Below are 20,833 nucleotides of genomic sequence, written 5' to 3' on the forward strand. Positions count from 1 at the left end.
GGTTGCCGCCAGCCTGGGCGTGCGGGTGATCGCCGAGGGGGTGGAGAACCAGGCCCAGCGCGAGCACCTGGCCGGTGCGGGGGTGCGGCTGCTGCAGGGCTACCACCTGGCCCGCCCGCAGAGCGCGGAAGAGATCACCGCGTTGCTCGCGGACGACGCGTAGGCGAGGTGTACACGACATCCCCCAGGAGCTCGGCCCGCTTCTCCGGACTCGCGTGATCATGACCTGCTTTTTCGGACTCGCTGGTCGTGAGCCAGTTGACTGGGTCACGACCAGCCGGGGTGCCGAGGTGCCGGGGTGCGCTTGGAGCGTGCGGGCCGGTGAGTCTTGCCCGTCGGTGTGGTCACCTCCTCGACAGGTACCGGTGCGGCGTGCCAGCGTGCGCGCCGCAGCGGCGGTGCTCGGCGAGGTGCAGGAGGAGCGGCGTGCACGAGCTGGTGGTGGTGGCCAGCGTCTCCCTGGACGGGGTGGCGCAGTCCCCGGGGCGTGCCGATGAGGACACCCGCGGCGGCTTCGAGGCGGGTGGGTGGGCGACGCGGGCGCTGGCGAAGGACCCCGAGGCGGTGCAGGCGGCGATGGGCGGGCAGGGTCCGACCACCGCGATGCTCTTCGGGCGGCGCACCTACCACGACCTGGTGGGGCACTGGCTGAGCACCGACGAGCCGAACCCGTTCACGCAGGTTCTGCGCAGCACCCCCAAGCACGTCGCCTCCCGCTCCAGCGACCCCGAGGGCGCCCTGCCGTGGCCGAACTCTTATCTGCTGGCCGGTGAGGCCGAGCGCACGGTGGCGGGGTTGAAGCAGCGCGGGCAGGGGGAGCTGGTGGTGCTGGGAAGCCTCTCGCTGGTGCGGGCGTTGACCGCGGCCGGCCTGGTGGACCGGTTCGTGCTGACCACGGTGCCGGTGGTGCTCGGGTGCGGCACCCGGCTGTTCGAGGGCAGCGCGCTGGAGCTTGAGGTGGAGTCAAGCACGACCACGGGCACCGGTGTGGTGGTGGCGACCTACCGGGTGCGGCGCGGCTGAACCCCGTTGCTGGCTCGCTGCCGGCTGGTGCTGCACCGGCGGGCGCTGGTATTCCGGGCGGGGGTGCTCAGGTGCCGGGTCTTGCCCGCTGGTACCGGTGCGTGCAGCACGCGATCAGGTCACAGATCAGGACATCGCAGGTCATCGATCAGAAGATCGGTCAGGACATCGCAGGACACCGCAGGTCATCGACGTGAGAGGACGCACCCGTGGTGACGCTGGAGGACTTCACCCGCCAGAGCCCGTACTCCGACCCCGGCCGGCACGCCGCGCTGCTGGGTGCCCTGCCCGCCGGCCTGGCCAGCGTGTGCGCCGCCTCGCGCAACGTCATCGCGCACTACCGCGCCGAGCTGTCCGACCTGTCCGCGTCGCGGTGGGACGAGGTCGACAGCCGCTGGCTGGAAGTGGTCTTGGAGGTGGACCAGCGCCGGCACGGCACGGGGCTGCAGCAGCCCCGGGCGCCGGGTGAGCGGGTGGCCGGGTGCTGCCGCGACCACGCGCTGCTGGTGGTCGCTGCGCTGCGCCAGCGGGGGGTGCCCGCGCGCAGCCGGGTGGGTTTCGCGCACTACTTCACCGCCGGCTTCGCGCACGACCACGTCGTCGTGGAGTTCTGGTGGCAGGGGCGCTGGCGGCGCGCCGACCCGGAGCTGGGCACGGGCCGCGGCGCTGTCGAGGGGTCCGCAGCCGCTTCGGTGGCTACCTTCGATGTGCACGACATCCCGACCGGCGCCGCGACCGATGGCGCGAGCGGTGCCGTGCTCGGTGCCCCGACCAGCGCCGCGACCAGTGGCGTGATCGGTGCCCCGGCGCCGTTCGAGACGGCCGCTCAGGCGTGGCTGGGCTGGCGCAGCGGTCAGCGGGACGCCTCCCGGTACGGGGTGGTGCCCGGCTCGCCGTGGTGCGGGGCGGGTTTCGTGCGCGATGAGGTGCTGTACGAGGTGGCGCACCGCTTCGGCGACGAGCTGCTGCTGTGGGACGGCTGGGGCGCGCTGGAGGACCCGGCGGCGCTGCGGGAGGGGGAGGTGGACGAGCTGGCGCGGCTGCTGCTCTTGGCCGACGGTGGGGACGCGGCGGCGGAGGCGGACCTGGCGGCGTGGTACCGCGGGGACGAGCGGCTGCACCCGGGGGAGTCGGTGATCACGCGGTCCCCGTTCGGGGGTCCTGCCCGGGTGGTGGAGCTGGCTGGCGGGTCCAGGGCGGTGTCGTGAGGCGGTGAAGGCGCAGGTCACGGCCGGGGTGCCGGGGTGCCGGGGTGCCGGGGTGTCAGCGCAGTCGTGGCGCCGGCTGGGTCCTGCTGCACTCGCGCACGGTTCTGCTCATCCTGCGCGGATCGGTGCACCCCTCATGTCGGCGCCAGGTGCGACCGGGGGATGCCCAGGTTGCCGACTGCCGCGGGGTGGGCGAGGAGGAAGTTTTGCGCTGGTGCAGGGCGCGTCGCGCAGCGCGTGCAGCGGCTCGTCCTGCCCGTCCTGCCCGTCCTGCCCTGCACCCTCGGCGGTGGGGTCCAGGGCGCGGCTGCGCGCGGCGGTGACCACCGCTCGCGCCGGGTCGGCGTGAGCGGCCTGGGGCGAGGAGGCGAAGCCGCGATCTGCCGCACGTGCACCGGCGGGTGCGGCAGATCGCCGGTGGGCACCACCGGCGCCCCCTCGTGACGTCGCCGGCCAGGTGCGCACCCTCGGCCCTCAGGTGCCGGAGGGCTGCTCGCGCAACGAGGGGAAGACGTGAGCGGCGTTCTCGCCCTGCTCGAACATCTGCGCCGCCGGGCCCAGGCCGACGATCAGCGGATCGGGTGCTCCGACGACGTCGGGGTCCTTGCCGTCGTAGGGGAGCTGGGAGAGCACGTGGCGCATCGCCTCGATGCGGGCCCGCTTCTTGTCGTTGCTGCGGATCGTCGTCCACGGCGCGTCGGCGGTGTCGGTGTAGAAGAACATCGCCTCCTTGGCCTGGGTGTACTCCTCCCAGCGGTCCAAGGACTGCAGGTCCATGGGCGACAGCTTCCAGCGGCGCACCGGGTCGCCGGCGCGCAGCGCGAAGCGGGTCCGCTGCTCGGCGGCGGAGACCGAGAACCACATCTTGACCAGCCGGATGCCGCTGCGGACCCACATCTGCTCCAGGTCCGGCACCTGACGCATGAACTCCAGGTACTCCAGCGGCGTGGCGAAGCCCATGACGCGCTCGACGCCGGCGCGGTTGTACCAGGAACGGTCGAACAGGACGATCTCACCGCCGCTGGGCAGGTGCGCCACGTAGCGCTGGAAGTACCACTGGCTGCGTTCGCGCTCACTGGGCTTGTCCAGGGCGACGACCCGAGCGCCGCGGGGGTTGAGGTTCTCGGTGAAGCGCTTGATGGTGCCGCCCTTGCCCGCGGCGTCGCGGCCCTCGAAGACCAGCAGCACCTTCTCGCCGCGCTGCTTCACCCAGTTCTGCATCTTCAGCAGCTCGACCTGCAGGCCGCGCTTGAGGTGCTCGTACTCCTGGCGAGTCATCTTCGTGTCGTAGGGGTACCCCTCGCGCCAGGTCTGCGCGGCCTGCACGCCCTGCACGCCCAGGCTGTCCAGCAGCGCGGGGACCTCCTCGCCGGGTGCACCGGGTGCTTCCTCGGTGACGTCGTCGAGGTCCAGGCCCTCCCCGTCACGATCGGCTCGTGGCTGGTGGTTCTCGCTGCTCATGCCCGAATCGTGCCCCGCGCGGTCCTGTCCCACACCTCGCTGGGGTCTCGCTAGGATCTCGCTGGGGTCCTGGGGCAGGAACGGGTGTGCACCGCGCAGGAGGGGGTACGCGCGGTGCGTGCGCCCACCCCCTCCCTGTGCGCACGGCCCGCTGCAGCCGGGCACGCCCGGGTCTGCTGCGCGATCAGGTCAGTGGCGGCTCGCCTGATCACGCAGCAGGCCCTCTCAGCGGGGCTCGGGGCCGCCAGGCGGGGCAGGCGCCGCCGGCGGCGGTGCGGGTGCAGGTGCCGGCGCCGGCGCGGGTGCGGGGGCTGGTGCGGGTGCGGGTGCCACCGTGGAGCCGCGTCGGCCGGTCCTGCCCAGGCGGGCCCCGCGCAGGCGCACCCCGCGGGGGTTGCCCGCGATCAGCGGCAGCAGCCAGTGCGCGCAGCGGTCGGCGTCGATCAGCACCGCGCGCGCCAGCAGGCTCAGCGGCACCGCCAGCAGCGCGCCGATCGCGCCCAGCACGTAGCCCCAGAACACCACCGACAGGAACGTCAGCGTGCTGGACAGGCCCACCGCCCCGCCCACGACGCTGGGTTGCACCAGGCCCTGGATGACCACGTTGAGCACCGTGAAGACGACGACGACGATAAGGGCGTTGGTGGGGCCGTTGGCCAGCAGGGCCAGCAGCGCCGGTGGCACCAGGCCCAGGAAGAAGCCGACGTTGGCGATGTAGTTGGTCAGAAACGCCCACAGGCCCCACAGCAGCGGCAGCGGCACCGCCAGCCAGGACAGCGCCACCACGTCCAGCACCGCCACGACCGCCCCGAAGATCGTGGAGACGACCATGAAGCGACGGGTGCCGGCGGCGAAGCTCATCAGCGCGGCCACGGCGTCGGGGTGCTTCCAGGTGGCCTGGGCCAGCAGCTTGGGGAAGACGGCCGCGTCCAGGGCGAGGAAGAAGAGCAGGAAGAGCACGAAGAGGAAGTCGGAGACGCCGGCGCTCAGCTGGGTCAGGGCGCTTTGGGCGAAGCCGAGCAGTCTGCTGGTGTCGAAGCTGGCCAGCGCCTGGGAGACCTGCGACTGCTCCACGCCCACGCGCGCCAGCACCTGCATCGCCTGCTGCTGCAGCTGCGCGAAGCGGGGCGCGTAGCCGGGCAGGGAGAGCGCCAGGCGGGCGATGGACCAGGCCAGGGCGCCGGTGATGGCCAGCATCAGCAGGTACAGCACCCCCAGCAGCGCCGCGGTGCCCACCCACCCGGGCACGCGGCGGCGCTGCAGCCACGCCTGCACCGGGTGGGCGACGATCACCAGGACCAGGGCCAGGAACGCCGGGCCCAGCGTGCCGGAGAACGCGCGCGCGCCGGCGATGGCGATCACGGCGCCGGCCAGGGCGAGCAGCAGCACCACCGCCTGCGGCAGGCGCCCCGCCCGCTCGTGCTCGCTGGTGCTCTCGGCCGCAGCGGGCGGTTGGAAGGGCTCGGGCATCGCGGGCACGCTCGCTCCTGTCCGTGGGGGGGATCGCTGCGCGGGGCAGCGCTCGCTGCCGGGCGCGGTGATCGGGTGGGGTGGGAAGGGCACGCGCGTGCGGATCAGGCGCATGCGGATCAGGTGGGTGCGCCCGTGACGGTAGGGGTTGGGAGCGGCGTGCGCATCCGCGCACGACCCGGGCGCCAGCGATCCTGGGCGTGCGCCGGGAGCGGGTGCGAGGGAGCGCGAGGGAGCGCGAGGGAGCGGTGCGCGGCGCGGCAGGGACCTGGACGGTGCGTGCTCCAGGCGTCCCGCCGCGTGGATCACCTGCCGCGTGGAGCGAAGGTGTTCAACCCCGCCCCGGTACCGCGTGCGCCCGAGCGCGGTGCGCTGGGTCGGGAGGAGGAACTGCTGCGCCATCGGTCATCGGGCTCGTCGTGTGCCTGGCTGCCGGCAGCTCACCGGCAGCTCACCGGCAGCTCACCGGCAGGGCGCCGGCAGCGCGCTGGCAGCGCGCCGGGTCAGCCCTGGCGCTCGCGTGCGATCGTGAGGCGTTCGACCAGGTGCCCCTGGGAGGGGGCGATCTCCTCGTGGAGGTCCTGCACCGCCGGGCGCTCGGCCAGCCGCACCGGGGTGGGGTGGGTGCCCGGGTCGAGTGAGGCACCGGCCGGCGTCACGCCGTCCTGCCCGGCGGTGGTGGCGAGGTTCTGCTCTGCGGTGACGCGGTTCGCCGCTGCGGACCCGATGGGCCGGCTCCAGGCCCTGCGCCCGCCGCGCGTCCACCGGCCCGGCGCCGGTCCGAGGAGGCCTGCGGAGCAGCGGGTCAAGTGCCCCTCGCAGCACAGGAGGATCGTGCGAGCCGGTGCGCGCTCGCAGCGTCCCCGCTGCGCGAGCGTTCCGAGTTGCGGGGTAGTGGAAGGGGTGACTTCATAGTGCGCGGATTGACGCTGTAGACCACACGGTGATCACCACGGCGCGGGGCTCGTACTCGAGTGCGTTCAACGCACCACCTCGCGTGATCCGCCCCGTGGCAGCGCACCCATCACGACCACCAGCGCTCGTCGTCGCTGAGCGCAGCACCCGGCTGGGCGCAGCGACCGGTGTCGCAGCGCCTGGTGTCGCAGGCGTCGTCCGCGGCGGTGATGATGAGCGTGCGCCTCAGCGCAGTCCCCCCTTGAACCGCACCCGAAAACGTGCCTGAAACCGCACCCGAAACCCGACCTGGAGGACCCCGTGGCTGGCAACACCTACTCGCCCGAGACGCTGTACGGCACGACCGTCTACGACAACGACGGCGACAAGATCGGCAAGGTCGACGAGGTCTACCTCGACAACGCGACCAACCAGCCCGAGTGGGTCTCGGTCAAGACGGGCCTGTTCGGCTCGAACGTCTCCCTCATCCCGCTGAACTCCGCCTCGGTCAGCGGCGAGCGCCTGACCGTGCCGTTCGAGAAGGCCAAGGTCAAGGACGCCCCGCACCACGACCCGGGCCGCGAGCTGTCCGAGCGCGACGAGGACGACCTGTACGCCTACTACGGCATCGCCTCCTCCGGCGGCAGCGTCACCGGCACCTCGAGCACCCAGACCTCGGGCACCTCGACCACCGGCACCGCCGGCTACGCGAGCGCCACCACCGGGCACGCCAGCACCGGCACCGGGGTGCGCGGGGCCGGTCACGACACCTCCGGCCCGAACACCGACGACGCCATGACGCGCTCCAAGGAGGAGCTGCGCGTGGGCACCGAGACCCGCGAGGCGGGCCGGGCGCGGCTGCGCAAGTACATCACCAGCGAGACGGTCACCCGCTCGGTGCCGGTCAGCCACGAGGAGCTGGTCGTCGAGCGCGAGCCGATCACCGAGGCCAACCGCGGTGCGGCGTACTCCGGTGGGGACCTGACCGAGGAGGAGCACGAGGTGATCCTGCACGAGGAGCGTGCGGTGGCCGCCAAGGAGACGGTGCCGGTGGAGCGCGTGCGCCTGGGCACCCAGACCGTCACCGGCCAGGAGACCGTCTCGGCCGAGGTCCGCGAGGAGCACATCGAGCTCGAGGACGACACCGCGCGCGGCACCGGCCGCACCGACCGTCGCTGAGCCGGTGCCGCGCCCGCACGACGTGGCCGACGTGGCCGACGTGGCCGACATGGACGACGTGGCCGACGTGGCCGACGTGGACCAGCACGGCGTCGAGGTCGTGCGCTCGGCCGAGGAGCTGCGCGTCGCACGCGTTCGCGTTCCGCGCGAACGCGTGCGCGTGAGCAAGCGCGTGGTGACCGAGGTCCGCACGGTGGAGGTCCCGGTCCGCGTCGAGCAGCTCGTGATCGAGCGCGAGCCCCTCGACGCGGACGGGACCGCCGCCCCCGGGCAGGCGGCGACGGGTGCTGCGCCCGAACCGCTGGAGATCGTGCTGCGCGAGGAGGTGCCGGTGGTCTCCGTGCGCGCCGAGCCCGTCGAGGTCGTCCGCATCGGCGTCCGCACCACTGAAGCCGAGCAGAGCGTGACGGCTCAGCTGCGCACCGAGCACGTGGACATCGACACCGCCCACCTGCCCGAGCGCCCCCGTCCCTGACACCTCCCGTCCTCGACGTCCCCCGCACCTCCAGGAGATCAGCTGATGAGCACCCCCAGCCACGACGCGGGCAGCAGCCGCTCGCCGCAGTTCGCAGGCGCCACCGCAGCGCAGGGCGAGCACACCACCACCACGGCGGCAGACCGCCTCTCCGTGCACCACGGCGCCCCGGGTGTCGGTGCGGGTGTCGGCGCGGGTTTCGGCGCGGGTCAGGCCTTCGACCGCGACATCAACGTCAACGTCGCGGCCCAGCGCGGGGACCAGGTGCGCTGGGGCCCGGTGTGGGCCGGGGTCACCGTGGCCCTTCCCACCTTCTTGCTGGGCACCCTGGTCTTCCTGGCCCTGGGCGTGCTGGACACCGACGGGGTCTCGGGCACCACCGGCGGCATCGTCACCGGGCTGATCGCCCTGGGCGCGCTGTTCCTGGGCGGCCTGACCGCCGCCGCCACCGCGATGTGGCGGGGCTTGAGCACCGGCCTGCTGCACGGGATCCTGGTGTGGGCGCTGAGCATCGTGGCCATCTTGGCGCTGACCCTGCTGGGCGGTGGGGCCGTGCTGGGCTCGGCCGGCAACATCGCCTCCCAGCTGGTCGACCCCGCCACCGTCTCCCGGGCGGTGTCCGGGGCGGATGCCTCCGACGTGCCGGAGGTCTCCCCGGCCGATCAGGAGCAGGCGCGCGAGGCGGGTCAGTCCGCCGCCTCGTACGCGGTCCTGGGCCTGGGGCTGACGTTCATCGCCGCCGCGGCCGGTGGCCTGGTGGGGGCGAAGTTCTGGCCGCGCAAGAAGGACCTGAAGAGCACTACCACGACCACCCGCTGACCTGCACCCCGCAGATCATCGCGCGCGCGAGCACCTTGTTCTGACAACCGTCGTGCTCTTCGTCTCACCGGTGAGCCGGCCCGTGGCCGCCGAAGGTCTCAGCGGCCACGGGCAGGCTCGCCCGTGGCCTGAACGCCCTTGCCGCGCCCGCACGGGTCCAGGAGAGCACCCGATCCAGCGTGAACGCCTCAGCGGGCAGGATCCGGGCACCCGTCCTGGACGGTGACCCGATCGCGACCGTTGCTGAGCAGGTCAGCATCCTCCTGCACCAGAAAGCTCCCGAAGTCACGTTGCACGCACTTCCCGAGCACTGGGTCGCGGTGGGCGGGCGCAGCGTGGCGCAGGGGCGGACCCCCTTCATCGGGCCACCGCTGTGGACCGCGGCGAGGCACACCGCTGTGGACCGCGGTCAGAACACCGCGGTGACTTGGCGCGACCCGCGCTTTGGCACGACCAGTGCTGTCAAGTAGCGGGCCCGTGCGCAGCATCGGTGCCGCATCGGTGCCGCATCACCTTCGTTGCTGACCACCCCCTCCACCCGCACCGGGAGACGCCCCATGAGCACGAACGATCACCCCACCTCGTCCACCGCCGGGGCCACCGCAGGGTCCACCGCGGGGTCCACCGCGGGGTCCACCGAGGCGTTCACCGCGCAGCGCGATCCCGCCCTGCCCGCCCCGATCGCCGAGCGGGCCGGGTGGAGCGATCTGGACGTGCGCGCGGTCGACACGATCCGACTGCTGGCGGCGGACGCGGTGCAGAAGGTCGGCAACGGTCACCCCGGTACCGCGATGAGCCTGGCGCCGCTGGCGTACCTGCTCTTCCAGAACGTCATGCGCCACGACCCGGCCGATGACCAGTGGCTGGGACGCGACCGGTTCGTGCTCTCCTGCGGGCACTCCAGCTTGACGTTGTACCTGCAGCTGTTCCTGTCCGGGTACGGTCTGGAGCTGGACGACCTCAAGGCGCTGCGCACCTGGGGCTCGGCCACCCCCGGGCACCCGGAGTACCGCCACACCCGCGGGGTGGAGATCACCACCGGGCCGCTGGGGCAGGGGCTGGCCAGCGCGGTCGGGATGGCGATGGCCGCGCGCCGCGAGCGAGGCCTGCTCGACCCCGAGGCTGCGGCGGGGCGAAGCCCCTTCGACCACCACGTCTACGTCATCGCCTCCGACGGCGACCTGATGGAGGGGGTCACCGCCGAGGCCAGCTCGCTGGCCGGGCACCAGGAGCTGGGCAACCTGATCGTCTTCTACGACCAGAACCACATCAGCATCGAGGACGACACCGACGTCTCCTTCAGCGAGGACGTCGCCGCGCGCTACAGCGCCTACGGCTGGCACGTGCAGAGCATCGACTGGACCGCCAGCGGTGCCTACGTCGAGGACGTCGACGCGCTGCTGGCCGCGGTCCAGGCCGCCAAGGACGAGACGGGCAAGCCCTCCCTCATCGTCTTGCGCACCATCATCGGCTGGCCGGCACCCACCAAGCAGAACACCGGCAAGGCCCACGGCTCGGCGCTGGGCCAGGAGGAGATCGCGGCGACCAAGACCCTGCTCGGCTTCGACCCCGAGCAGTCCTTCACGGTGGAGGACGCCGTGTTGGACCACGCCCGCAGCGTCGTGGACCGTGGGCGCACGGCCCGCCGGCAGTGGGAGCCGCTCTACCAGTCCTGGCGCGCTGCCAACCCCGATCGCGCCCAGCTGCTGGACCGCCTGCAGGCGCGGACCTTCCCCGCGGGCTGGAGCGATGCGCTGCCCACCTTCGAGGCCGACGCCAAGGGCACCTCCACCCGTAAGGCCTCCGGCGCGGTGCTGGCGGCGCTGGCACCGGTGCTGCCGGAGCTGTGGGGCGGCTCGGCGGACCTGGCGGAGTCCAACAACACCACCATGGCCGGCGAGCCGTCCTTCCTGCCGGCCAGCCGCACACCGAAGATGTGGGCCGGCGACCCCTACGGGCGCACCCTGCACTTCGGCATCCGCGAGCACGCGATGGGCTCCATCCTCAACGGGATCGCCCTGCAGAGCCTGACGCGCCCCTACGGCGGCACCTTCCTGGTCTTCAGCGACTACATGCGCCCCGCGGTGCGCCTGGCGGCGCTGATGCAGCTGCCGGCCACGTTCATCTGGACCCACGACTCCATCGGCCTGGGTGAGGACGGGCCCACCCACCAGCCCATCGAGCACCTGGCCTCGCTGCGCGCCATCCCGGGCCTGGACGTGGTGCGACCGGCGGACGCCAACGAGACGGCGGTGTGCTGGCGCACCATCCTGGAGCACCGCGACCGCCCCGCCGGGCTGGTCCTGACCCGCCAGGACCTGCCCGTGCTGCAGCGCTCTGCTGATCCGGTCGCAGGTGGTGCCCAGGGCAGCGGCGGCTCGCAGCAGCCAGGCGGGTCCTTCGCCTCCGCCGAGGGGGCCGCCCGCGGCGGCTACGTCCTGCAGGACCCGCCGGCGCGCCCCGCCGGTGTCGTGCTGATCGCCACCGGCTCGGAGGTGCCGATCGCCATCGCCGCGGCCGCCTTGCTGATGGAGGACGACATCGCCGCGCGCGTGGTTTCGATGCCGTGCCGGGAGTGGTTCGCCGCCCAGCCCCTGGACTACCGCGAGGAGGTGCTGCCCCCGCTGATCCGCTCGCGCGTCAGCATCGAAGCCGGCACCGGGCAGGGCTGGCGCGAGATCGTCGGCGACTCCGGGCGCATCATCAGCTTGGAGCACTTCGGTGCCTCCGCTGACTACCAGCGCCTGTACCGCGAGTTCGGCATCACCGCCGAGGCGGTCGTGGCCGCGGCCAAGGACAGCATCCGCGACTCCGGGGGTGTTCCCTACCCCGGTGGCAAGCAGCTCACCTCGGCCCCCACCACCGGTGGCACCGGGGACGCGCCCGCCTGAGCCGGCGCCATCGCCGAGGTCATCCCCGAACGCCGCCTCCCCCGTCTGCGCTCGAGGCGTTCACACCTCGCAACGCCCAGGACGGACCCGGCTGATGAAGAAGTTCATCTTCGCCTGATCTCCACACGCTGGTCCACGGCCCGCAGGGCCGGCACCGACGGTGCCAGGTGCGGGTGCAGGTGTGAGTAGGGGTGGTGTGGGTGCAGGTGTGAGTAGGGGTGGTGCGGGTGTGGGTGTGGGCAAGCGTCAAGGTCGCCGTGCTGGTCAGGGCCCGTTCCCCGGGTGCTTCACCTTGCTGCACCCAGAAGCCTCAACGAGTCACCGCGTGCTCGGCAGCACACCGTCCAAGTTCAGGGAACCGGCTCAAGCCCCCACCGCCGAGATCGCCGAAGCTGTCGTGTCGCAGCTGTGGCGGGCATCGCGCCCGGTGAGCTCCTCATCCACATGCCAGCTGTGCAAGCGTGGTGGTCGGCGACGAGTGAGCGCGGCGTGCGAGGCGCGGCGTGCGAGGCGCGGCGCGTGAGGGTCATCGGTCACTGAAGCACTGGCCTGCTCGGGCACGACGGCGAGGACGTCGCCGCCGCGCCCGAGCAGGCCCGCACCGGCCGCTTCGTCGAGGCGGGCGGGCTCGCGCTCGCTGCACGTGTGGATCAGCGGGGCTGCGCAGGCAGCGGCGCTGCAGCGCCGGCGCGCTCTGCTCCAGCCGCGGCCAGCGCCTGCTCGGGGCTGTCGTGGAGGGGGAAGACCTTCGTCAGCCCGGTGATCCTGAAGATCCGCAGGATCTTCTCCTGGGTGCACACCAGGTGCAAGGAGCCGTCGTGGAAGCGCACCCGTTGCAGCACACCCACCAACGCACCCAAGCCCGTGGAGTCCAGGAAGTCGACCTTGCGCAGGTCGATGACCAGGTGGTGGTGACCTTGTGCCACCACCGCGTTCAACCGCGCCCGCAGCGCTGGCGCGGACTCCGCGTCGACCTCTCCGCTGATCGCGACGAGGCTGCAGCCATCGTGCTCGTGGATGTCCACGGGAAGATCCATGAGAGTTCCTCGCTCGTCTCGTTCTCGTCTCGTGCAGGAAACCGGTGGATCAGGGATCGACCCGCGTACTTCGTGCTGGACGGCCCGGTGCTGGACGGCCGCTTGAGCTGTGCGCCGACGTCTCTGCTTGCCCAGATCGAACCAGAACGGGAAGGGTGAGCTGGAGCGAGCCAGTGCTCCACCGCCGTCTCGCCATCTCGCCGTCTCGCCGTCTCGCCGTCTCGCCGTCTCGCCGTCTCGCCGTCTCGCCGTCTCGCCGTCTCGCCGTCTCGCCGTCTCGCCGTCTCGCCGTCTCGCCGTCTCGCCGTCTCGCCGTCTCGCCGTGTCCGCTTGCCGCGAGCTTCCCGCGCGCACCGCGCAGGCGCCAGGCGATGGGCCCACGAGGCGGTGGTGCGCCCTGCCTGGACCTCGTGGCTGGGCTCCGGCCAGGTGCTGCGTGGCCTCCCCTGGCCCGCTCGCGCCGTGCCCTCAGGCTCGCGGGCGCGCCAGGACGGTCTCGTCCAGGTGCTCGCCCAGCTCGGTCAGGGACTCGAACACCCGCGCCGCACCGGCGTCCTTCAGCTCCTCGACGGAGAAGCCGCCGGTGCGCACCGCCAGCGTGGGAACGTCCAGCTTGCCGGCGGCCTGTGCGTCGTAGACGGAGTCGCCGATCATCACGCCGGAAGCGCCGCGGACCTTCTTCAGTGCCGTCTGCACCAGGTCGGGGGCGGGCTTGCTGGTCTCGGCGTCCTCGGAGGTGGTCCAGGCATCGGCCAAGGACTTGCCCTGGACGAGGTCGAGGAAGACCTCCACGTGCTTGCTCTGCCCGGAGCTGGCCAGCACCAGGCGGAAGCCGCGGTCCTTGACCTCCTGCAGCAGCTCGTGCGCGCCCTGCAGCGGCTGCACCTCACCGATCAGCTCGTCGAACTCCTGCGTCCACGCCTGGCGCAGCTCATCGCCGTGGGCGGCTTCGACGTCGGCGCCGGCCAGCTCGGGCACGAAGGTGTCCCCGCCCATGCCGATGCCGCGGTGCAGGCGCCACAGGGGCAGGGTGATGTCGAAGCGGCGAAAGGCCCGGTACCAGGCCAAGGCGTGCTGGTAGTTGGTGTCGACGAGGGTGCCGTCGACGTCGAAGATCGCGGTGTCGGCCATGCCTGCTCCGTACCCGTTCTCGGTGCTCTTACCGCTTGCGGGTGCTCCTGCCGGTGGCGGTCCTGCCGCTTGCCGGCGGTGCTACCGCCGCTGGTGCGTGCCGGCAAGGTGGCTGATGGCGCTGCGGCACTCGGTGGCCACGTCGCCTCGCCCGCCCAGCACCTCGTACAGCTCCAGCTGGGCGAACAAGCGGTGCGCGTGCTCGGGCAGGGCCGCCACGCGCAACCGGCCCCGGCAGGCGTGCGCCTGCTCGGCCAGCTCGGCCAGCAGGTGCGCCACCTCGGCCTCCATCGACGTCACCGCCGAGAGGTCGACGACGACGCTGCGGGCACGTCGCAGAGCGGCGGCGGTCGCCTCCGTCATGGCCGCGGTGCTGGCGCTGTCAAGCGCGCCGGTGGGGGTGATGACGTGGACGGGTCCCACCCAGCGGCGGCGCACGCGGAAGTCCGAGGAGGTCACGGGCTGCTCCTGTGGGCTGTGTGCGGGTGGCCCGTTCATGGACGCGACAACGACCGTAAGCGTCGACGGCGCCCGGGACAACCAGTGCAGGTGCCGGTGCTCACCTGCTAATCGCGACTCAGTCGACTGGATGAGGTGATCACGATTCGCTTCCCTGGACTCGCGTGGCGAGGTACGGTGACTGATCGCCCACCCGAGGGATCTGCAGGTGGAAGGGCTTACGCGTACCAGGCGGTCACCGGTGGTGCCCGTGAGCGAGTTCCCAGCAAGCCCGCCGTGTGGAGGCGCTGTCCTCGTTGAGGCACCCGTCTTGGCGGCGCTGCGCCCAAGCTGTACCACGCCGGCAGGCGCCCGTGGTGGGCCAGCTCAACTGTCCTTCCCCGCCGCAGGGGTGGCCGGGGCTGTCCACGCCTGGGAGCACCTCCTGGGCCGGGGCGGGCACCGCTCAGCTCCGATCCGAGAGCTGATCCTCGTTATCGGCACCGCCGCGGCTGCCCCGGTGGCCGGCTGGCCCGCACGCAGCCGGGTCAGCACTTCGCCGCGGGCGTACCTCATACTGCGGGATGCTCAATCGTTTCGAATGCTCAGCCGTTTCGAGAACGAGGGTGAGGCGCTGAGCGTAGAGGAGGCAGCGCCGGCGCCTGTTCCTTCTACGGCGTAGGTCCTTGACTGCGCGGGTCTTTTGCGGCGCAGACTTTTGACGGCGCGGGTTCTTCGGGGGTGCGGGTCCTGACAGCATGTCCTGCATGGACCGTTTCGCCGATGCCCGCGCCGGTGCCCGCACCTACGACCTCGACGGCCTGCGCGAGCGCGTGCTGACCGAGCGCGGCGGGCAGGTGGACGAGAGCATCCCCCAGCTGGCAGCGGCCGATCCGGACCTGTGCGCGATCGCGCTGGTGCTGGCCGAGGGCACGGTGCGCGCCAGCGCGCAGGCCGAGGTGGCCGTCAGCGTGCAGTCGGCCGTCAAGCCCTTCCTCTTCGCCCTGGCGCTGCTGGACACCGGTGGGGCGGCGCTGGAGCGCGTGGGCATCGAGCCCACGGGGGAGTCCTTCGACGCGATCAAGCTGGAGGCGGGCACCGGGCGCCCGCCGAACCCCATGGTCAACGCCGGCGCGCTGCTGACGGCCTCGCTCGTGCACGGCGCCGACGTCGCCGCCCGCGGCGAGCGCATCGTGGCCGGGCTGTCCGCCTTCGCCGGCCAGGACCTGCGGGTCGATGAGGACGTCGCGCGCAGCGAGCACCTGCTGGGCGATCGCAACCACGCCCTGGCACACCTGATGCGCGCCGAAGGCACCTTGGAGGTGAGCGCCGATGACGCCGTGGCGGTGTATGCGCGTGCCTGCGCGGTGCTGGTGGATGCGCGGGCGCTGGCGGTGATGGGCGCGACGCTGGCGTGCGCGGGGCGCAACCCGCTCTCGGGGGAGCAGGTGGTGCCCGCCTCGGTGGCGCGCGATGTGGTCTCGGTGATGGCCACCTGCGGGGTGTACGACGGTTCGGGCCGCTGGATGCGCAGCGTGGGTGTTGCGGGCAAGTCCAGCGTGTCGGGGGGCATCGTGCTCTCGGCGCCGGGGGTGCTGGGTGCTGCGGTGATCAGCCCGCCGTTGGACGAGCAGGGCACCAGCGTGCGTGGGCGCGCCGCGTGCGAGGCGCTCAGCGCGGATCTGGGCCTGCACGTCTTCGCCTCGCACAGCGCTTGAGGGCCGGCGGGCGCTCGTTTCGAGAACGGCTGCGCCCCGGTGCCCGGCACTGCCGGGCGCCGGGGCGCAGCTGGGTGGCGGCCCGGTCCGGGGCCGCCGCACCACTAGTTGATCTTGCCGTCCACTGCCTGCTCGGCCTTGTCGATCTGGTCCGCGCCCTTGCCGCCGGTCTTGCTCTCAGCGGCGTCGCCGGCCTTCTCGATGCCCGCGTCGCTGGCCTTTTCCTTGATGTCGTCCAGTCCCATGCTCTCTCCTCCTGCGGTCCTCGTGCGGCACTCGGGGCAGGGGTCCTGCCTCAGCCCTCAGTGTTGAGCCCTGCCACGTCGACCGCGAGTCCGGAGAAGTGGGTCAAGCTCCGCGTGCACCGCCTTCCCCGACTACCGGTGGCAGGTGCAGGAGGTGATCATCGGAGGGGACGCAATCGCCGCGCGGTTGACCGGTCGGGGCACGCACACCGGACCCTTCAGCGGCATCGCTCCCACCGGTCGCCGGCTCAGCACCCAGGAGCTGGTCATCTACCGGGTAGCCGACGGCAAGATCGTCCACTGCTGGGGGGACCTCCCCCCCCGTGGTGCGCGATGCCCTGACCGCTCCCGCGCACGTCACGACCTGACCCGACGCTCACCGGTGCACCGGTGAGCGCCCTCCTGTTGTCGACATGACCAGGGGATCACCAAGGTTGGTGACGCTGCGTGGTGACCGTCTCGGTGTCTCACAGCTGACCTTTTCCGAGATGCCCGGGTCGGGCGGTGCCGTCAGCAGCGGTGAGTGCGCGTGGCGCGCACGGTCTGCAGGGGAACGTCACCGGCTGGCAGCTGGCGCGAGCCCGGCTGGTGCGTACCAGGCATGATCAGCTCCTCGAGGAGAGGACGCACTCGTGGTGACGCTCGAGGACTGCACCCGCCACAGCCCGTACTCCGACCCCGGCCGGCACGCCGCCCTGCTGGGTGCCCTGCCCGATGACCTGGCCAGCGTGTGCGCTGCCTCGCGCAACGTCATCGCCCACTACCGCGCCGAGCTGCCCGACCTGCCCGCGTCGCGGCACTTCGAGGTCGACAGCCGCTGGCTGGAGGCGATCCTGGAGGTGGACCAGCGCCGGCACGGTGCGGGGCTGGACCAGCCGCGGGCGGTGGGGGACCGGGTGGCCGGGTGCTGCCGCGACCACGCGCTGTTCGTGGTCGGCGCGCTGCGCCAACGCGCGGTGCCCGCACGCAGCCAGGTGGGTTTCGCACACTGCCTCACCCCCGGCTTCGCGCACGACCACGTGGTGGAGTTCTGGGCGCGCGGGCGCTGGCGGCGCGCGAACCCGGAGCTGAGCCCCGCCCCGGGTGCTCCCTTCGCTGCCTCCTTCGCTGTCCCCTCCGCCCCTTTCGATGTGCTGGACCTGCCCACCGGTGCCGGGGCGCCGTTCGAGACGGCCGCGCAGGCGTGGCGGGGCTGGCGCGACGGTGAGGTGGATCAGCTGGCGCGGTTGCTGGTGCTGGCCGATGGCGGGGACGGGGCGACAGGGCGGCGGAGGTGGACCTGGTGGGGTGGTACCGCGGGGATGCGCGGTTGCACCCGGGGGAGTGGGTGCTCACGCGGTCCCCGTTCGGGGGTTCTGCCCGGGTGGTGGATCTGGTGGGTGGGTCCGGGGCGGTCTCGTGAGGTGGTGTCGTGAGGTGGTGAAGATGCCTGCCCTGGCCGGGGTGCCGGGGTGCCGGGGTGCCGGGGTGCCGGGGTGCCGGGGTGCCGGGGTGCCGGGGTGCCGGGGTGCCGGGGTGCCGGGGTGCCGGGGTGCCGGGGTGCCGTGCACCCGTCTGCTGCCGGTGAGATCGGCAGCGCTCCGGCGACGTCCTGCCGCTGGGCGGGTTGCTGTGCGGGCGTCTACTGCCGCAGTGCTCAGCGCGAGGCTTGTCCGGTCAGCGAGCTGCGAAGCAGCAGGGGTGTCAGGTCAGCGGCGGGTGCGGGACGGCTGATGTGGTAGCCCTGTACGAGGTCGCACCCCAGTTCGCGCAGCACCTGCACGGTGGCGGCGTCCTCGACGCCTTCGGCCACGATGCGCAACCCCAGGGCGTTCTTCAAACCGGTGATGCTGCGGATCAGGGCTGCGCTGGTTGCTCGGGTGCTGCGTGGGGTGGTCCTGCGCTGGGCCGCGTCGGCCGCCGGGCCGGTCACTGCACCAGCGTCGGGCAGCGGCCGGGGTCGTGGCACGGGGAGCCTGCACGCGTCCGGGGCACCTGAGTTCCCGGGGTTCTCGAGGTTCTCCGCCTCTTCGGTGGTGTCGGTGAGGTCGGTGGTGTCCGCGCTGGTGGCCAGCCCGGTGATGAAGGAGCGGTCGATCTTGACCTCCTGCACGGGCAGGCGCTGCAGGTACGACAGGCTGGAGTACCCGGTGCCGAAGTCGTCCAGCGAGATGGTGACCCCGATGGCGGCCAAGCGCTGCAGGATGGGAACGGTGTGCTCGGGATCACCCATGACGGCGCTCTCGGTGATCTCCAGGATGAGGTGGTGCGCGGGGACGCCGGCGCGCACCAGGGCTGCGGCGACCTGCTCGGGCAGGTGTTCGTTGCCGACGTTGCGCGCGGAGAGGTTCACCGCGACGGAGATCTCGATGCCCTGCTCGATCCACGCGCGGCACTGCGCCAGTGCAGTGCTCAGGACGTGCTCGGTGAACGGCTCGATCAGCCCGGTGGACTCCGCCAGCGGCACGAAGGTGTCCGGCGCCAGCGGGCCCAGGCGCGGGTGGTGCCAGCGCACGAGGGCCTCGACGCTGGTGATCACGCCGAAGGCCAGGTCGAGCTTGGGCTGGTAGTGCAAGGTCAGCTCACCGTCGACGACGGCCTGATGCAGGTCGGCGAGCAGGGACAGCCGCTCGGCGCGGCCGTGGTCCAGGGCGTCGGTGTAGACCACGGTGCCGCCGCCGTTGCGCTTGGCTGCGTACATGGCGGTGTCGGCGTGGCGCAGCAGGTCGGCGCTGCTGGCGCCGGGCACGGGTGCGGCGATGCCGATGCTGGTAGCGGTGCTGACGGTGGCCTCGGGCAGCTCCACGGGCTCGTGCAGCGCGGCGGTGATCGAGCGCGCGAGCAGCTGCGCCTGCGCCGGGGCGTCGGCTCCCTCGAGCAGCAGGACGGCGAACTCGTCACCGCCCAGGCGCGCGACGGTGGCGCTGGGGGGTGCCACGGCGCTGATGCGCCGGGCGGCCACCTGCAGCAGCTGGTCGCCGACGTGGTGGCCCAGGGCGTCGTTGACCTCCTTGAAGCGGTCCAGGTCCAGCAGCAGCACCACCGGGCGGGCGCCGGTGCGCAGGCGCAGGGCGGCCTCCACGTCCTGGGTCAGCACCGCCCGGTTGGGCAGGTCGGTGAGCGTGTCGTGGGTGGCGTCCCAGTGCAGCTGCTGCAGCAGGTGCGCGTTGTGCACGGCCACGCCCAGGTGGCCGGCGAGGGCCTGCAGCAGCGTCAGGTCGTCGCGCGTGAAGCTGGTGCGGTCCCCGATGCGCTCGAAGACCGCCAGGGCGCCCGCGCCGCCGGCGCCCGGCAGCGCCACCAGCAGGGCCTCGTCGCAGTCGTGCTCGGCCAGCCAGCGCCGCGCGTGCGGCTGGCGGCTGCGGTGCGTGATCAGCCACGCCTGCTGCTCGCTCAGCAGTTGGTGCGCCGCTGCGTCGTGCCCGCGCCGCCCGGTGCGCACGATGCGCGCACCGCGCTCGTCAGCCACCCAGCGCAGGCCCGCTGCGGTGCCCGTGGAGCGCTGGGCGGCCCGGGCTTCGCCGGTGCCCCAGGTGCCCCAGGTGCCCCAGGTGCCCCAGGTGCCCCAGGTGCCCCGGGTGCCGTCGTCGTCCCAGGTGTCGTGCGAGCCCGGGACCTCGAGCACCAGCTCGACCCGTTCTGCGCGCAGCACGGTGCGGATGTGCTGCAGCAAGCGCGCGTGCAGAGCCGTGGCCGGCGTGGCGGCACCGGTGTCCTCGGCGGCTCCGCCGCTCACAGCCGTCGGCGCGGCCTCGGCGCTCGTGACGACGGTGGTGGCGGTGGCTGCGGAAGAGCTGCCTGAGTCGTTGGAAGCCGAAGCACCGAGCGGTGCAGGGCCATCGGCGCGATCCCGGTGGGCGTGCTCCTCGCCGGTGCCGTCAGCGCCGGTGCTGTCAGCACCGGCGATGTCAGCGTTGTCGTTGCTCAGGTTGGTGCTCAGCTCGATGAACTCCTGCACCAGCTCCAAGGAGCGGTGGCGGCGGCGCAGCACCAGGTAACCGCGGTAGCCGGCGGTGGTGACGGTGGTGAAGGCGAGCAGCAGCACCAGCCCGAGAGCGCCGTGCGCCAGCAGCAGCGCGGCGATGCACCCCACGACGACGTTGATGACCACGAAGACCGACGCCGGGACCAGGGCGCGAGCCGCATCGGCTCTGCTCATCGGCCCGGAGTTGATGCGGATGACCGCCAGCACCAGCACGCTGGTCATCGCATCGCCCAACGCCATGCTCAGGTAGCACCCGGCGGCGGTGTCCAAGGACAGCGCCGGGCGGGCGCCGACGAGGTGGCCGGCCACGACGATGAGCACCACCGCGTCCAGCAGGTAGGAGGCGGTGTTGAACACCAGCTTGAGCGCGCTCGTGCGCTGCAGGGCGAAGGCGAGCACCGCCGCGCCGACCCTGACGGCGACCAGGTGCTGCGGTGGGCAGTACAGCAGTCCCAGCAACAGCGGGATGCCCGAGAGGGAGAAGGAGTACGCCTGGCGGCGCACCTCCACCAGCGCCTGCCCCAGCTCGGTCAGGAAGAAGACGACGAACAACGCCCCTGCGATGGCCAGTGCACCGGTTCCCACCGGTGCGGGTAGTACCGAGCCGGTGGGCAGGTGCCCCAGCAGCGCCAGGCCCGCGACGGCGATCGTCGCGCTCAGCGCCAGCGTCGCGGTGCGAGGGCCGGGCCTGCGCACGGTGATCCTGCGACTTGCTCCACGCGATCCCACGACCGCCTCCTGTCAGCTCAAGACGAAGATCGCTTCGGCACGGTGGTGATCAACCTGAACCACCGACGCCGGTGCGGGGAGCCATGTCCCCCGAACGGGTGCCACCGGCCAGGAGGTGGACAGGCCCGCGCCACGACGACGGCTTCGCCGC

General features: G+C 72.5%; 18 protein-coding genes. 10 read left to right on the top strand and 8 right to left on the bottom strand.

Annotated elements, in window-relative coordinates; translation table 11 throughout:
• Positions 1 to 13: 13 nt before the first annotated feature.
• The 3 genes from ACRYR7_RS00325 (at position 14) to ACRYR7_RS00335 (ending at position 2,231) form a co-directional block, all read left to right on the top strand.
• The gene (locus ACRYR7_RS00325) at positions 14 to 163 is read left to right on the top strand and encodes an EAL domain-containing protein (RefSeq protein ID WP_432570146.1); all 150 of its coding nucleotides are present in this window, start codon (positions 14 to 16) and stop codon (positions 161 to 163) included.
• Positions 164 to 426: 263 nt separating this feature from the next.
• A complete protein-coding gene (locus tag ACRYR7_RS00330; RefSeq protein WP_432570072.1) occupies positions 427 to 1,023 on the top strand; it encodes a dihydrofolate reductase family protein in 597 nt (198 codons plus the stop codon).
• Between the two features lie 209 nt (positions 1,024 to 1,232).
• Positions 1,233 to 2,231 carry a transglutaminase domain-containing protein gene (locus tag ACRYR7_RS00335; RefSeq protein WP_432570073.1) on the top strand — a complete coding sequence of 333 codons (999 nt, stop codon included), beginning with the start codon at positions 1,233 to 1,235 and terminating at the stop codon, positions 2,229 to 2,231.
• Between the two features lie 474 nt (positions 2,232 to 2,705).
• On the opposite strand, the gene ppk2 is transcribed toward ACRYR7_RS00335, so the two are convergent.
• From ppk2 to ACRYR7_RS00350, 3 genes are all read right to left on the bottom strand, one after another.
• Entirely contained in the window at positions 2,706 to 3,692 is a 987-nt protein-coding gene (gene ppk2, locus ACRYR7_RS00340) for a polyphosphate kinase 2 (RefSeq protein WP_432570074.1), read from the bottom strand.
• Between the two features lie 225 nt (positions 3,693 to 3,917).
• On the bottom strand, positions 3,918 to 5,162 hold the full coding sequence (locus ACRYR7_RS00345; RefSeq protein WP_432570147.1) for an AI-2E family transporter: 1,245 nt from the start codon (positions 5,160 to 5,162) through the stop codon (positions 3,918 to 3,920).
• Between the two features lie 503 nt (positions 5,163 to 5,665).
• The gene (locus ACRYR7_RS00350; protein ID WP_432570075.1) at positions 5,666 to 5,821 is read right to left on the bottom strand and encodes a hypothetical protein; all 156 of its coding nucleotides are present in this window, start codon (positions 5,819 to 5,821) and stop codon (positions 5,666 to 5,668) included.
• 556 nt (positions 5,822 to 6,377) lie between these two features.
• On the opposite strand from ACRYR7_RS00350, the gene ACRYR7_RS00355 reads away from it, so the two are divergent.
• The 4 genes from ACRYR7_RS00355 to tkt all read left to right on the top strand — a co-directional run bounded on the left by ACRYR7_RS00355 (position 6,378) and on the right by tkt (position 11,420).
• Complete coding sequence (locus ACRYR7_RS00355; protein ID WP_432570076.1) at positions 6,378 to 7,235, top strand: DUF2382 domain-containing protein; 858 nt, start codon at positions 6,378 to 6,380, stop codon at positions 7,233 to 7,235.
• A gap of 4 nt (positions 7,236 to 7,239) precedes the next feature.
• Positions 7,240 to 7,710, top strand: a complete 471-nt coding sequence (locus ACRYR7_RS00360; protein ID WP_432570077.1) for a DUF2382 domain-containing protein — start codon at positions 7,240 to 7,242, stop codon at positions 7,708 to 7,710.
• Between the two features lie 45 nt (positions 7,711 to 7,755).
• The gene (locus ACRYR7_RS00365; protein WP_432570078.1) at positions 7,756 to 8,529 is read left to right on the top strand and encodes a permease; all 774 of its coding nucleotides are present in this window, start codon (positions 7,756 to 7,758) and stop codon (positions 8,527 to 8,529) included.
• A gap of 557 nt (positions 8,530 to 9,086) precedes the next feature.
• Positions 9,087 to 11,420 (top strand): transketolase, encoded by a 2,334-nt coding sequence (tkt, locus tag ACRYR7_RS00370; protein ID WP_432570079.1) that lies wholly within the window; start codon positions 9,087 to 9,089, stop codon positions 11,418 to 11,420.
• A 650-nt stretch (positions 11,421 to 12,070) separates the two neighbouring features.
• Here tkt and ACRYR7_RS00375 read toward each other — a convergent pair.
• The 3 genes from ACRYR7_RS00375 to ACRYR7_RS00385 all read right to left on the bottom strand — a co-directional run bounded on the left by ACRYR7_RS00375 (position 12,071) and on the right by ACRYR7_RS00385 (position 14,047).
• On the bottom strand, positions 12,071 to 12,457 hold the full coding sequence (locus ACRYR7_RS00375; RefSeq protein ID WP_432570080.1) for an STAS domain-containing protein: 387 nt from the start codon (positions 12,455 to 12,457) through the stop codon (positions 12,071 to 12,073).
• Between the two features lie 468 nt (positions 12,458 to 12,925).
• Positions 12,926 to 13,588, bottom strand: a complete 663-nt coding sequence (locus ACRYR7_RS00380) for an HAD family hydrolase (RefSeq protein WP_432570081.1) — start codon at positions 13,586 to 13,588, stop codon at positions 12,926 to 12,928.
• Between the two features lie 81 nt (positions 13,589 to 13,669).
• Positions 13,670 to 14,047: an STAS domain-containing protein gene (locus ACRYR7_RS00385; protein ID WP_432570082.1), complete on the bottom strand. Its 378-nt coding sequence runs from the start codon at positions 14,045 to 14,047 to the stop codon at positions 13,670 to 13,672.
• Positions 14,048 to 14,793: 746 nt separating this feature from the next.
• Here ACRYR7_RS00385 and glsA point away from each other — a divergent pair.
• Positions 14,794 to 15,744: a glutaminase A gene (gene glsA, locus ACRYR7_RS00390; RefSeq protein ID WP_432570083.1), complete on the top strand. Its 951-nt coding sequence runs from the start codon at positions 14,794 to 14,796 to the stop codon at positions 15,742 to 15,744.
• Positions 15,745 to 15,848: 104 nt separating this feature from the next.
• Here the strand turns inward: glsA and ACRYR7_RS00395 are convergent, their stop codons facing one another.
• Positions 15,849 to 15,989: an Rv0909 family putative TA system antitoxin gene (locus ACRYR7_RS00395; RefSeq protein WP_432570084.1), complete on the bottom strand. Its 141-nt coding sequence runs from the start codon at positions 15,987 to 15,989 to the stop codon at positions 15,849 to 15,851.
• A gap of 154 nt (positions 15,990 to 16,143) precedes the next feature.
• On the opposite strand from ACRYR7_RS00395, the gene ACRYR7_RS00400 reads away from it, so the two are divergent.
• Together ACRYR7_RS00400 and ACRYR7_RS00405 are read left to right on the top strand one after the other, a co-directional pair.
• Positions 16,144 to 16,383: an ester cyclase gene (locus ACRYR7_RS00400; protein ID WP_432570148.1), complete on the top strand. Its 240-nt coding sequence runs from the start codon at positions 16,144 to 16,146 to the stop codon at positions 16,381 to 16,383.
• A gap of 238 nt (positions 16,384 to 16,621) precedes the next feature.
• A complete protein-coding gene (locus ACRYR7_RS00405) occupies positions 16,622 to 17,404 on the top strand; it encodes a hypothetical protein (protein WP_432570085.1) in 783 nt (260 codons plus the stop codon).
• A 221-nt stretch (positions 17,405 to 17,625) separates the two neighbouring features.
• On the opposite strand, the gene ACRYR7_RS00410 is transcribed toward ACRYR7_RS00405, so the two are convergent.
• A complete protein-coding gene (locus tag ACRYR7_RS00410; protein ID WP_432570086.1) occupies positions 17,626 to 20,649 on the bottom strand; it encodes a putative bifunctional diguanylate cyclase/phosphodiesterase in 3,024 nt (1,007 codons plus the stop codon).
• Positions 20,650 to 20,833: the final 184 nt, after the last annotated feature.

This window comes from Kineococcus gurbantunggutensis (assembly GCF_050871925.1).
Taxonomy (GTDB): domain Bacteria; phylum Actinomycetota; class Actinomycetes; order Actinomycetales; family Kineococcaceae; genus Kineococcus.